Raw genomic sequence first — 12844 nt, forward strand, 5'->3', positions numbered from 1 at the left:
GATGCCCCGGCCGACATCTCGACCGTTTTGCCGGTCCGTGTCCATATCGTGAAGTGTACCCGGAACGGACATTTCTCTGAGGAGAACCCTGCCCGGTTCCCGACCCGGGCCCGGCAGCCAGGCGTCGGCGACGGCCACGACGAGCAGGCGGCCGGGGCGCGGCGGTGCACCGGGGCGCAGCGCCCGGCGCACGATCTCGGACGCCCGACCGTCGCACGACGGCGCCCCTCAGACGTCCGGTTCGTCGTCGGACGGGCGCCGCCTGCCGCGGCGACCCTCCGAACCACCCTCCGAACCCGGGCCAGCCCCCGAACCGGGCTTCCCGTCCGGACCGGGCCCGCCGTACGGGCCCGGGCGACCGTGCGGACCGCCCCGCCCTCGGCGCCCGCCACGGCCGGGGCGTCCGCCCGGACCCCAGCCCCCCGAACCGAACCCGCCCGGGCCGAACCCACCCGGCCCGAACCCACCGCGGCGCCGCATCTCCTCGAACGCCTCGCGCCGCTCGCCGAACGCCTCGCCGAGCTCGCTCTCCGCGTGCTCCAGGATCCGGCCGAGGTAGGCGCTGAGCCGTGTCACCTCGTCGTCCTCGAGCACGTCGAGCAGCTCGTTCGCGGGGGTGTGCGCAGCGGTCTGCTCGGCGTCCCGGCCAGCCTCGGTGAGCCGGACGACGACGACACGCTTGTCGTCCGCCGACGGCTCCCGCTCGACCAGCCCTTGCTTCTCCAGCTTGGCCAGGAGCTCGGCCAGCGACTGCCGGGACATGCCCAGCAGGAAGGTGAGCTCCTTCTGCGTGGTCTCGGGCTGCAGCTTCAGCAGGGCCAGCACCCGGCCCTGCCCCTGGCTCGGGTCCTGCCACGGCATCCTGCGCCCCGGCATCCTCCCGCGCCACATCTGGTGCTTCTGCAGCATCCCGACGGCCACGAGCCTCTGCCCGGCCTCCTGCCGCACGTCGTGCTCCTCAGTCATGAGGACTTCCTCTCGGTGATCAAATCTGTCAGGTGCCTGACATCAACCACCGTGCACCCTCCTCTCGGCTTTGTCAAGCACTTGACTGTCCATGGCTTGACAAACGGCCGAGCATGCCTGCACCCAGCCAGAGCGCCCGGCCGTTCGCCCTGTCCGGCCTATGCCGACCGGCCGGCCGTCGCGAGGACGCGGTCGACGAGATCGGCGATGAACACCTCGTCGGCGGGCCGCGCCTGGAAGGCGATCCGGAACAGCACGCCCCCGTTCAGCAGGGCGAGCGCGGGGTCGACGGCGTCCGCGGGGAGGTGAGCACCGAGGATCGCCGCCATCGGGCCGGAGCCCTCGGCGACGAGCTGCCGGCGCACGTCGTCGACGCCGGGGTCGCTGCCGGCACGCTCCAGGATGCCACCGAAGATCCGGGCCAGCTGCCCCTCCGTGAGCGCGACGGCCAGCCCGGTGAGCTCGGCGATCAGGTCGGCACGGAGATCTCCGGTGGGTACAGGGTGCTGCGAGGTGGAGCAGATCCGCCCCACGGACGCCTCGACCAGGTCCAGCCGCGTCGGCCAGTGCGCGTAGACGGTCGCCTTCGAGTACCCGGCACGGCGAGCCACAGCGGCGTGGGTCACCCCGCCCCAGCCCTCGGCGCGCAGGAGGTCCGTCGTGGCGTCGACGACGTCGCGCCGCGTCCGGACGATCCGCGGATCGACAGCTTCCGTCTCGGGCTCCGCCATGTCGACCACCTTACGCGGCACTGAAAGGATCGAGAACTTCTGAACATCTTGTACAGTATCCTCCGACCCGATCATTAGATCAGCCACCGTCGTCTCACGAGGAGCAACGATGACCGCGACCGCAACGACCCGGACCACCACGCCCAGGGCCCTGAACGTGACGCTCTGGACCGCTCAGGCCCTGCTGGCCCTCATGCTGACCGGCAGCGGGCTGTTCAAGCTGCTCACGCCGATCGGCCAGCTCGCCGAGACCTTCCCGTGGGCCGGCGACGTCGCGCCGGGCGTCGTCTACGCGGCCGCCGTGTTCGACATCCTCGGCGGACTCGGAGTCCTGCTGCCGTCCCTCACTCGGGTGGCACCGTCGCTGACGGTGGTCGCCGCGCTCGGCTGCGTCGCCCTGCTGACCAGCGCGGCCGTGTTCCACTTCGCGCGCGGCGAGGGCGCCGACACGCCGATCAACGTCGTGCTCATCGCCCTGGCGGTGTTCATCGCGTGGGGCCGCCGGGCGAAGGCCCCCGTCGCGCCGCGCCGCCAGGCAGACTGATAGGACCGGCTGCCGGGCGCCCTCGCCCGGGTACTCGCCCGGCGCGCCGCCGGGTGCCCCTGCCCGGCGCCCTCCCCGCCCGGGCGAGGGGCGGTCCCGGTCAGGCCCGGTGCGCCGCGGCGTAGTCGGGAGCGCTCTTGTGCTGCGGCCACAGGGCGATGGCCAGGCCGGCCGCCGCGCTCAGGACGTGCAGCACGTTGTCCGCCGGGTTGATGTTGAGGATGTTGATCTCCGGGATGTTCACCGCGAAGAGGCCGAACGCGAAGGCCGCCCCGTACCCGACGGTGAGGAGCCAGCCGAAGGCGCGCGCCCGGGCCGGGCCGGCCCACAGGACGATCCCGACGATCCCGATCACCAGGTGGACGATGTTGTGCAAGGGGTTGACGGCGAACCCGAGCAGGGTCTGGTCGTGATCGTGCTCGGCGAACCCCTCGAATCCGGTCACCAGGAAACCCAGGACTCCCACGAGGAGATAGACGGCGGCGATCATGAGCGCGAGCCGCTGGTGGACTCCTCGGGCGCTCCGTACCGACATGGGCTGTGACATGGCGATGCTCCGTTCCGGTCAGTCGATCGTCTCGGCTCTCGAGACGTGAGCCCGCCGGAGAGCACCCCGAAGCGTGCCGCGGCAAGCGTCATATCGGTGATTCGTCACGGACGCGACATCGGATGGGTCGCCCTCGGCAGCTCCGACACCATCGCCACCCGGCCTCGGGGACCGGGCGGTCCGCGCGCTACGCGCTCCGCAGGATCGAGGTCATCTTCTTGCCGCGGGCGACCTCGTCGACCAGCTTGTCCATCCAGCGGATCTGCTGCATCAGCGGGTCCTCGATCTCCTCGACACGCACTCCGCAGACCACACCCTTGACGAGGGTGGCGTCCGGGTTCATCGCAGGAGCCTCGGCGAAGAAGGTCGTGAGGTCCACCTCGGTGGCGGCTGCCTTGTCGAGGCCGACGGCGTCGTAGCCGGTGAGCCAGCAGATGACCTGGTCCACCTCGGCCCTGGTGTGGCCCTTCCGCTCCACCTTGGCCACGTAGAGCCGGTGGATATCGGCGAAGCTCGTGCCGAAGATCCGGTGTTGCGCCATGTCGTGCCTCCTCCGTGACTCAGCAGCCTCCCTGCTGGAGGCCAGTGTCGCACCGCGGCCTGCGGCGCCCACCCTGCCGGGCACGCCAGCCGTGCGGGTTCGTCGTCACCGAGCCGTCGTCGACACGGAAGCTGCCGGCCGGCAGGTGCAGCCGCCTCGCCTCGTGCGCGGCTGACCGCAGCGTGCCAGGATCGCTCACCAGGACGGCTCCTCGATCCGGCGTCAGGCCGACGTGCGTCACCCGCCCGACCGGGCGCGCTCCCCCGATGAGCACCACGGCGTCGGAGACCGGATCGGCACCCAGGCTCGCGTAGCCGGCACCGTCTCCGGCACCGGCACTGTCGTCACCGCCACCACCGCCGCCGCCGCCGTCGCCGTCGGCACCGCCGTGGTCCGGAACGCCATAGGTGACCGTGATGCTCGCGCCCGAGCCGGGCGTCGTCGCCTCGAACGTGACCGGGTCACGGTAGTCGGCGTCCGCGCGCACGACGTCGAGCACCTCGCCCGCGACAGCCTGCGACTCCTCGGGCCCCGGCAACGGGGTGGCAAGCTCGACGACGATGCCGGCACCCGGGACGCTACGACCCGGGTCCTCGCCGAAGGGCCGCGCCGCGGCGACGCCGTCGACCCGCTCGATCTCCCCCAGCAGCGCGACGGGCTCGCGCATCACGGCGGCCTGATCCGACGACGACGGCGGCGACGAGACGGCGAAGGGCAGGTTCCGGACGTCCGCCGCGGACGCCAGCACGGCCTGCGCCACGGCGACGGTCGCGACCAGGACGACCAGCACCCCGCCCAGCCATGCGACGACGGTGGCGGGGCGCCAGGCGGCCGACTCGGCTTCCTGCGGCTCCGGTTCCCGCGGCACCGACTCTTGCCGCTGCAGATCCTGGAGCTGCGGATCCTGCGGCTCCGGTTGCTGGGGATCCGGCTCCTCGGGCGCCGAAGACCCTGACGGGCCGTACGGCCCTGGCGTCCCGGCCGGGCCCGCCACCGGCACCTCCGCCGAAGCGCCGGCGTCGGGGCCAGGCCCGTAGGCAGGGCCAGGCCCGTAGGCAGGGGTGGGCATGTAGGCAGGGGTGGGCATGTCCGGCGCATCTGGGGAGTCACTCACGTCGCGCACCCTGTCGAGGGGCCACGCCGGCAAGCGCCCGTTCGAACCCGGTCTCGCTCACCACCGTGATCCCGTACGCGTCGGCCCTGCGGGCCTTGCCCGACATCGAGTCCGGGTCGGCCGCGACGACGAGCCGCACCTTCCTGGTCACCACCGGGTGCGGGACGAGGCCGGCGGCGCGGGCTCTCCGCTCCCACACGTCGCGCGGTTCGCGCATCGCACCGGTGAAGACGACGAGGTCGCCGGGCGCGAGGTGCGCACGCCTGGCGCCGACGGCGGTACCGGTGGCGGCGGCACCAGTGGCGCTGGTGCCGGTAGAGGCGGTAGCAGTGGACGTGGTGACACTGGCGGAATGGGCGCCAGCAACGGCCGCCCCCACGGCCGCGCCCGTGCCACCCGCGCCCCGGTCCGTGCCGCCCACGCCCCCGCCTGGGCCGCCCGCGATCCCGTCCGCGCCACCCGCGCCCGTCGTCGTCCCTCGGCCTGCGGCGAGCAGCTCTTCCGCCTCCTGGGCGGGCACCTGGAGCATCGTGGCCACGGAGCGGAAGTCGGCCCGTTCGCCGGAGGTGAGGACGCCGTCGGCCCAGGCGGCGCCGGCCAGCGCCGCGAGATACTCCCGGTGCAGCGCGTCCGCCTCCGCCCGCCCGATCCCGGCCTCCACGCAGTGGGCGGCGAGCTGGTCGTGCTCACGGGCCGAGATGTGCCGGTCCAGGAGCGCCCGGTCCACCAGCTCCAGGTACTCCTCCTTCGCCCAGGTGGTGATCGGGCGGTTCCGGCTCGTCGCGAGCCGGGCGAGGAAGTGGGTGTCGCGCAGGGTCGCCACCCCGCGGGCGACCGGTGCCGCCGTCCCTGCCGGGACGACGGGCCACGGGGTGGTCTCCGCCAGGTCGACGACGTCGTCCCAGCCCGGCACCGTCCGCCTCGAACCCCGGTCGAGGAACACGCGCAGCAGCCCGGCGGCGGCCAGCGCGTCGGACAGCGCCTCGTGGGCGTTGCGCAGCTCGACCCCGTGGTGACCGCAGCTCCCGGCGAGCGACCGCGGCGCGTGCGGCGAGAGCAGTGATCCGGTGCGCATGGTGCACAGCGACGTCGGCTCGATCAGCGGGACGTCGACGCCCTGGCGGGCGAACTCCTGCCACACGAAGCGGCGGTCGAACTGCGCGTTGTGCGCGACGAACGCCCTGCCCCGCAGCAGCCCCGCGACGTGTCCGGCAACCTCGGCGAACGGCGGCGCGTGCCGCACGTCGACCGCCCTGATGCCGTGGATGTCCTGGCGTCCGAGGTCGCGTCCCGGGTTGACGAGCGTGGACCAGGTCTCCTCGACGGCGCCGTCCGGCGCCACCTGGACGACGGCGATCTCCACGACCCGGTCATGTGCCTCCGGGATCAGTCCCGTGGTCTCGACATCGACGACGGCATATCCACCCACTCCGGCCCCTCATCCCTGCTCAGCGGATCGAATGGGGGCAATCGTGGCACGTGGGGCGTGCGGCGGACAGCGGGGGCGCGGGTGAACCCGTACAGCGCACGACTACCTCGCGGCCCACACCGTGCTCGAGTCCAGCGCCGACGGGCGCGGCAGTGGCCCGTTCGTGCCGGAGGCCCGGAACGCCTCGACGGCCAGGGCGGCGAACCGCCGCGCCGCGCCGACCGTCCGGGTCGACGGGGTCGCGGCGAGCCCGCGGCCGGCCAGCAGCACGAGCACGAGGTCGTCGAGCACGAAGTCGCTGCGGAGCCCACCGGCGGCCTGAGCACGCCGGGCCAGGTCGGCGAGCATCGCCAGGAGCGCGGCGCGGTGTGCGGCGAACGAGTCGCTCTTCGGGTTCTCCGACATGAAGGCGTCGACGAAACCCTGGTTCCCGACATTGAGCACGCTGATCCGTTCGACGACCGAGCGGAACCCGCGCCACGGGTCAGGGTCCGCGCAGCCCTCCTCCACGATGCGGCGGCACGCGCGGAGCTCGTCCGCGAAGACCGCGTCGAGGAGCGCCTGGCGCGCCGGAAATCGGCGGTAGAGGGTCGCCGGCCCCACCCCCGCCCGGCGCGCGACCTGCCGCATCGTGACCTCGAGACCGTGCTCGGCGAACAGCTCCCGACCGGCCTCGAGGATTCTGTCGCGGTTGTCCCGCGCGTCGGAGCGCAAGTGGTGCAGTGCATCGGTCATGGCTCTCACTTCCCGGAAGTGGACGCATGCGTCCGTTAACGTCGCCACCGTAGCGCCCACCACAGCACGACGGAGACAGATGATGCGAGCAGTGACGATCGAGCAGTTCGGCGACCCGAGCGGCCTGGTGATGACCGACGCCCCAGCACCGGCGCCCGGCCCGGGACAGGTCGCCGTCGCGACCGACGCGATCGGCGTGGGCGGGGTCGACGCCGTCATCCGGCGCGGCACGCTCGGCGGGTACGGCTTCACCACGGGGCTGGTCCCGGGCAGCGAGGTCGCCGGCGAGGTCACGGCGGTGGGCGCCGGCGTCGACGAGTCGTGGGTGGGCCGTCGGGTATGGGCGTTCACCGGCCGGGGCGGCGGATACGTCGAGCAGGCGCTCGCACGGGTCGACGACGTCGTCCCGCTTCCCGAGGACCTGTCGTCGATCGACGCGGTGACCCTCGGCGGCTCGGTACCCGTCGCGCACTTCGCGCTCGCGCACGCGCACTTCGCTCCCGGGGAGTCCGTGCTCGTACGAGGCGCCGCCGGGAGCATCGGCATCGCCGCCGTGCAGCTCGCGGCACGCGGTGGTGCGAGCTCCGTCGCGGTGACGACGTCGTCGCCGGAACGCGGGCGCCGGCTCCGGGACATCGGCGCGACACAGGTGCTCGACCGGATGGGCGACGGCGGTCCGGAGGCTCCCGCGGCCTATGACGTGATCGTGGACATCGTCGGTGGCGCGGGCACCCCGGAGTTCGTCGACCGCCTCGCGCCCAACGGGCGCCTGGTGCTCGTCGGCGCGATCGCAGGGCTACCACCGGCAGACTTCGGCACACGCCTGCTGCGTGCGTTCCAGCAGTCGCGCTCGTTCGGGACGTTCAGCCTCGACTCCATCCCCGAGCCGGCCACGAACACCGTCCGAGCCGAGCAGTTCGCGGCCGCCGCACGCGGTGAGCTGCACGTCGTCGTGCACGACGTCCTGCCCCTCGACCAGGCCGCCGAGGCGCACCGCCAGATGGACGCAGGCACGGTGTTCGGGCGGATCGTGCTGGTGCCCTCCTGACCCTGCGGCAGTGCACGTACAGCGCGCAGGGCGCCGGCACCGGGCTCGTCGTCGGCCGCGAGCCCGTGCCGCCGAGCCCCGCAGGCTTGTCCGGGACGAGCAGGAGCAGGCAGAATGCCCCGTCGACCTGCGCGACCTCTTCGACCGCGCCGACACCGAGAGGCGACTTCATGACGACCTCGCACGTCTCGCCGACCCACCCGATCGTGTCCGCCGCATGGCGGATCGCCGTCGCCGTCCTCGCGCTCGCCGCAGGCCTCGTCCTCCTCATGGTGATCCTGCCCGCCGGACCCGATCCCTCCGACCCCAGGACCCTGGCGACGCGGATCAGCGGGGGCATCATGCTCACCGGCCTGGCGCTCAGTCTGACCACGCTCCTGGTCGGCCGGGCCGACCGCACGAGCCTGCGCGACGCCGGGCCAGGGGCCGGGAGCGCCCGCGACAACTGGCGGCTCGCCCTGTGGGGCGCACTCCTCTGGCTCGCCCCGTCGGCCGTCACGTTCGCCGTGCTCGCGCTCGTCGGCGCATCGATCTCCGTGACCGTGCCCGCACCGGAGCTCGTGCGGACCGTGGTGCTGCTCCTGCTGGCGGTGCTGCTCGCCGAGGCGATTCCCGAGGAGCTGGTGTTCCGCGGCTACGTCACGACCGTGCTGGGCTCGGTCACGCGCGGCTGGTGGGTCATCACGATCCAGGCCGTGCTGTTCACCCTGTTCGCGGGCGCGCTGCGGCAGCACTGGGACCCCGCGGACCTCTCCCTCTTCCTCGCGATGGGGATCGGGTTTGGCTACCTGCGCATGATCACGGGGTCCGTGTGGATGGCCGTCGGCTTCCACACGGCGTTCCAGACGGGCTCGCAGCTCGTCCTCACCCACGACGCCGTGGAGCTCGCCGGCGGCCGGCTCGCCGGGATGCTGGCCCTCGGCGCCATCCCCTTCGGCGTCGCCGCCGTCGTCGTCTCGAGTACCGGCATCCCCCGCTTCGTCGCCCCACCTCGGCCGCCGCACGACGGGTAGAGCGGGCTCGTCCGGATCGAGCCCGGTATCGCCGACCTGATCAGGTCACCGGCCTGGTCAGCCGGAACGCCGGGCACCCTGCCGCGGCCGTGGCGGCACGTCCGCCGTCACAGCCACCCGTTCTCGCGGGCGATCCGGACCGCCTCGGCCCGCGCGCGCCGGTCTTCCCGATCGACGACGACAGATGGTTGCGCACCGTCCCCTCCGACAGGTACGCCTCAGCGGCGATCCCCGCCGCGGTGCCGCCGTCGGCCGCGAGCGCCAGGACGTGCGCCTTGCGATCGGTCAGCGGGCTGGCGCCGACCGTGAGCGAGGCGACGGCGAGGTCGGGGTCCACGACGCGCAGGCCGGAGTGGACGCGGCGGACGGCGTCGGCGAGGCGTTCGGCGGGTGTGTCCTTGACGACCAGCGAGTCGGCGGCCGCCTCGACGCGGACGTGCCGGGCGCCGGCGTGCAGGCCGCCACGGCCTCTGCGGGCGCCTGGCCGAGGACCTCGATGCTGCCGGACGTGGGGCGGGGCGGCCCAGCAGTATGTCGATGGTGGTGGTCTTGCCGGCCCCGTTCGGGCCGAGGAAGGCCACCACCTCGCCGCGGGCGACCCGGAGGTCGACGGCGTCCACGGCGCGGATCGTTCCCGCGGGGGTACGGAAGTCCTTGACGAAGGAGCGGAGGTCGAGGGTCGGCGGGTCAGCAGTCGGTGCCGGCGGGTGTGGTGAGGTCATGGGTCCAGCGTCGGCGGGCGGCGCGGGCCGGGCCCGGGCCGTGCGTCTTCGACGGGACATGACATCCGTCATGGGTGAGGTGCGCAGCGTGCCGGCGACGGTGCGGACGGCCGGGGTCTGTCGTCGGCCACCTCACGGTACCGCCAGACCTTGCCGCCATTCGTCCTGGGACCGAGCTGCTCGACGTCACAGGCGGTCGTGCTTGGTGCTCCTCCCACGCGCCAGCTCGACCGGGTACTTCCGCTCGGTCACCGCGAGCTTGTCGAGCACGATCTGGTCGGTGTCGAGACCCAGCTCGTCGGCCAGCAGGATGCAGTAGGTGAGGACGTCGGCGAGCTCGCCCTGCACGTGGTCCGCGTCGGAGTCCGGTCCCCACTGGAAGCACTCGAGCAGCTCGGCCGCCTCGATGGAGATGCTCTTCGCCAGGTTCTCGGGGTTGTGGAACTGGTTCCACTCCCGCGCGGCCATGAACGCCCGGATCTCCTGTATGACCTGGTCAGAGGACATGCTGCGAAGTTACCACGGGCCAGGACCGCGCACCTGGGCGGCCACCGCCCCTCGCGCGGTAGACGACGTGCCCGCGCTCTGCGTTCCTGCACACCGGGCCACGAAAGCCATACACTCGACCCCGCCATCGCGGCATCGACGGACTTCCCCCGCACGACCCGGACAGGTCCCCCGCCGCACGATTCTTCGTGCTGCCCAGGGGACATCCGTGTCGGTCATCCGGTACTCCGCGGCGTCGCTGTCGACGTCGCTCAACTCAGATCCGTCGGTCGTGGAGAAGCATCTCGCGGACCAGCTCGCCCGCAGTGGCGTTCATGTCGGCGCGAGCGAGAGGCGCTCCTGGAGCAACAGCCTCCCGGCACTCGCCAGGGACCTCCATGACGCCGGCCTGGACCGGGTGGAGGTGATCCTGGAACACCGCATGCCGCTGACTTCCAAGCGCACCGACGCGGTCCTCGCCGGAGTACACCCGCGCACGGGCAAGCACTCCTTCGTGGTGGTCGAGCTCAAGCAATGGAGCGAAGCCCACCTGTGGGAGGACGACGACTCGATCATCGAGGTCGAGGGAGCTCGCTACAAGTCGTCCCACCCCAGCACCCAGGTCGCCGACTACGTCGACTACCTGCGCGACTTCACCCAGACCTTCGAAAGCTCCACGGGCGAGCTCCAGGGCGTCGCCTACCTTCACAACGCGACGGACTTCGCCGTCGGAGACCTGCTGGCCAGCCCGGAGGTCGCACGCGCGCCCATGTTCACCGGGGAACGGCGCGGGGAGTTCGTCAAGCACCTCCAGTCGCTCCTCGCGCAGGACGAACCTGGTGCCCCAGCCGCCGACCGGCTCCTCGGGTCCGCGATCTCACCATCGCGTCAGCTCATGACGGTGGCGGCCGACGAGATACGCACACGGGAGCAGTTCGTACTGCTCGATGAGCAGCGCACCGCACGCGACATGGTGCTCCACAAGGTCAGACAGGCTCGGACAGCGGACACGAAGTCCGTCGTCCTGGTCACCGGCGGCCCTGGGTCGGGCAAATCGGTGATCGCGCTCTCGCTCATGGGTGAGCTCGCACGCGAGGGGCGGGCCGCCGTTCACGCGACCGGCTCGCGGAGCTTCACGCAGACGCTCCGAAAGGTTGCCGGCAAGGGCTCCACCCGCACGAAGAACCTGTTCAAGTACTTCAACAACTTCATGGAGGCTGAGAAGAACGGCTTGGAGGTGCTGATCCTCGACGAGGCCCATCGCATCCGAGAGAACTCGGTCAACCGCTACACGAAGAGCACGCTCCGTGCGAGGGCGCGCTCACAGATCGACGAGCTGCTCGACGCCGCCCGCGTCCCCGTCTTCCTCCTGGACCAGCACCAGGTCGTCCGTCCCGGCGAGCTCGGAACCCCCGATGACATCAGACATGCCGCGCAAGCGCGCGGTTTCACGGTCGAGCACATCGACCTGACCGATCAGTTCCGCGCGGGAGGCAGCCTCGCATATGTCCAGTGGGTGGAACGACTGCTCGGCCTGCGCGACGCCGAGTCCGGCCCGCAGCCCTGGGACGGTACTGGCGAGAACTTCGAGGTCGCGGTGGTCGACTCAGCACAGGAGCTCCAGAACCGTCTTGAGACACAGTTGCCGAAGTACGGCGCCCGGATGACCGCCGGCTACTGCTGGCCCTGGTCCGACCCACGTCCCGACGGCTCGCTGGTCCCCGACGTGAAGATCGACTCGTGGGCACGCCCGTGGAACCTCAAGGAGAACCGCTCGGTGGGTGGCGCCCCTCCCTCGGCCCTGTGGGCGACCGACGCGGCGGGCTTTGGTCAGGTGGGGTGCGTCTACACGGCGCAGGGCTTCGAGTACGACTGGAACGGCGTGATCCTGGGCCCGGATCTCGTGTGGCGGCAGGCAGCCGACGGCGGGCGCGGCGCCTGGGTGGCGCAGCGGGAAGAGAGCCGGGACCCGGTGTTCACCAAGCGGGTATCCGACGTCGACGTGGACCGACTGATCAGGAACACCTACAAGGTGCTGCTCACTCGCGGGATGATCGGCACGCTGCTGTACTCCACCGACGCGGAGACGCAGGAGTTCCTGCGGGGTCTCGTCGCAGCGCCCGTCCTCGCGGACTCGGCCGCATAGCCTGCACCTCGGCCGAATCGGTCCGGACAGCCGCCGGTTGACGACCTGGGGCCGCCCCGCGCCGCTGCCACCACGGTCGTTCCGGCGCATCGAGGACGCGGCGCTCCTGACGAACGCTCGCCGCGGCCCCCCGCCCGTACCCGTCAGCAGGAGGCGGTCACCTTGCCGCCGGACCACCGGCACTTGTCGATCAGCTTCCCGTTGGAGGCCTTGAGCCGGGCGGTGTCGCCGTCGTTGTTCCATACGGCGGTGTTCCAGCGGGCGTACAGGTGCCCGGTGCGGTTGGCCCCCTTGCCGGAGTGGACGACGACCGTCTTGCCGGCGCCAAGGGCGTAGTACGGCAGGGTGTACCGGTGCCCGGCGGGGTCGGACAGCCGGACGTTCCGCAGGTTCTTCTTCGAGCCCGTCACGTTCTTGATGTAGACCTTCTCGGTGTTCGGGGCGTACCGCTCGTCCCCGCTCGGGTTGTAGACCACCTTGGTGATCCTGATCCCGCCGGTGATGGACGACGTCGCGGCCTGCGCGCCCGGTGCCGTCGACAGCGTCAGCGGGATCATCAGCGCGGCCAGCAGTCCGCCCAGGAGGGCCAGGGCGAGCAGCCGCCGGGGGTGCGTGACAGTCATCATGGGGTGGGTCCTTCGGGGCTGGGAGGGAGGAGTACGGAGCACGTCACGCTCGGCGCGTGCCGCGCCGTGGTTCCACGGCCCCGCCAGGACGACGTACCGGTGCGGCCAGACGACCCATCCTTCCCCGCAGGCGACCGGGCGTACCAGGGACCAACGGCCCGGACTTCGGGCCAAAGGTCCCGCCGGCGGACGGACG

General features: G+C 72.1%; 13 protein-coding genes and 2 pseudogenes. 4 read left to right on the forward strand and 11 right to left on the reverse strand.

All coding sequences use genetic code 11. The annotated features are described in order from the left end of the window. Positions 1–228: 228 nt before the first annotated feature. Entirely contained in the window at positions 229–966 is a 738-nt protein-coding gene (locus ACYU96_RS13295) for a MarR family winged helix-turn-helix transcriptional regulator (RefSeq protein ID WP_460754085.1), read from the reverse strand. Between the two features lie 158 nt (positions 967–1124). Further along, positions 1125–1697, reverse strand: coding sequence for a TetR/AcrR family transcriptional regulator (locus tag ACYU96_RS13300; RefSeq protein ID WP_460754087.1), 573 nt, complete (start codon positions 1695–1697; stop codon positions 1125–1127). A 109-nt stretch (positions 1698–1806) separates the two neighbouring features. On the opposite strand from ACYU96_RS13300, the gene ACYU96_RS13305 reads away from it, so the two are divergent. After that, on the forward strand, positions 1807–2241 hold the full coding sequence (locus ACYU96_RS13305) for a DoxX family protein (RefSeq protein WP_460754090.1): 435 nt from the start codon (positions 1807–1809) through the stop codon (positions 2239–2241). Between the two features lie 100 nt (positions 2242–2341). On the opposite strand, the gene ACYU96_RS13310 is transcribed toward ACYU96_RS13305, so the two are convergent. The 5 genes from ACYU96_RS13310 to ACYU96_RS13330 form a co-directional block, all read right to left on the reverse strand. Continuing rightward, complete coding sequence (locus ACYU96_RS13310; RefSeq protein ID WP_460754093.1) at positions 2342–2788, reverse strand: DUF4383 domain-containing protein; 447 nt, start codon at positions 2786–2788, stop codon at positions 2342–2344. A 187-nt stretch (positions 2789–2975) separates the two neighbouring features. Continuing rightward, positions 2976–3329, reverse strand: coding sequence for a DUF2200 domain-containing protein (locus ACYU96_RS13315; RefSeq protein ID WP_460754096.1), 354 nt, complete (start codon positions 3327–3329; stop codon positions 2976–2978). A gap of 19 nt (positions 3330–3348) precedes the next feature. After that, positions 3349–4443 carry a hypothetical protein gene (locus ACYU96_RS13320; protein ID WP_460754099.1) on the reverse strand — a complete coding sequence of 365 codons (1095 nt, stop codon included), beginning with the start codon at positions 4441–4443 and terminating at the stop codon, positions 3349–3351. Next, complete coding sequence (locus ACYU96_RS13325; protein WP_460754101.1) at positions 4436–5872, reverse strand: exonuclease domain-containing protein; 1437 nt, start codon at positions 5870–5872, stop codon at positions 4436–4438. The genes ACYU96_RS13320 and ACYU96_RS13325 overlap by 8 nt, the downstream gene beginning before the upstream one ends. A gap of 102 nt (positions 5873–5974) precedes the next feature. Beyond that, the gene (locus tag ACYU96_RS13330; protein WP_460754104.1) at positions 5975–6607 is read right to left on the reverse strand and encodes a TetR/AcrR family transcriptional regulator; all 633 of its coding nucleotides are present in this window, start codon (positions 6605–6607) and stop codon (positions 5975–5977) included. Between the two features lie 82 nt (positions 6608–6689). Between ACYU96_RS13330 and ACYU96_RS13335 the strand changes: the two genes are divergently transcribed. Beyond that, the gene (locus ACYU96_RS13335; RefSeq protein ID WP_460754107.1) at positions 6690–7655 is read left to right on the forward strand and encodes a zinc-dependent alcohol dehydrogenase family protein; all 966 of its coding nucleotides are present in this window, start codon (positions 6690–6692) and stop codon (positions 7653–7655) included. 170 nt (positions 7656–7825) lie between these two features. Beyond that, on the forward strand, positions 7826–8668 hold the full coding sequence (locus ACYU96_RS13340) for a lysostaphin resistance A-like protein (protein ID WP_460754110.1): 843 nt from the start codon (positions 7826–7828) through the stop codon (positions 8666–8668). Between the two features lie 107 nt (positions 8669–8775). Here ACYU96_RS13340 and ACYU96_RS13345 read toward each other — a convergent pair. The 3 genes and pseudogenes from ACYU96_RS13345 to ACYU96_RS13355 all read right to left on the reverse strand — a co-directional run. After that, positions 8776–9086, reverse strand: a pseudogene (locus ACYU96_RS13345) (LuxR C-terminal-related transcriptional regulator); the annotation flags it as partial. A 139-nt stretch (positions 9087–9225) separates the two neighbouring features. Then, positions 9226–9462 (reverse strand): annotated as a pseudogene (locus tag ACYU96_RS13350) (hypothetical protein); the annotation flags it as partial. 114 nt (positions 9463–9576) lie between these two features. Further along, complete coding sequence (locus ACYU96_RS13355) at positions 9577–9897, reverse strand: nucleotide pyrophosphohydrolase (protein WP_460754112.1); 321 nt, start codon at positions 9895–9897, stop codon at positions 9577–9579. 208 nt (positions 9898–10105) lie between these two features. Here ACYU96_RS13355 and ACYU96_RS13360 point away from each other — a divergent pair, with 208 nt between their 5' ends. Further along, entirely contained in the window at positions 10106–12022 is a 1917-nt protein-coding gene (locus ACYU96_RS13360) for a DNA/RNA helicase domain-containing protein (RefSeq protein ID WP_460754115.1), read from the forward strand. Positions 12023–12165: 143 nt separating this feature from the next. Here the strand turns inward: ACYU96_RS13360 and ACYU96_RS13365 are convergent, their stop codons facing one another. After that, positions 12166–12648 (reverse strand): lamin tail domain-containing protein, encoded by a 483-nt coding sequence (locus ACYU96_RS13365; RefSeq protein WP_460754118.1) that lies wholly within the window; start codon positions 12646–12648, stop codon positions 12166–12168. Between the last annotated feature and the right edge of the window lie 196 nt (positions 12649–12844).

The organism is Myceligenerans cantabricum, from assembly GCF_054777735.1.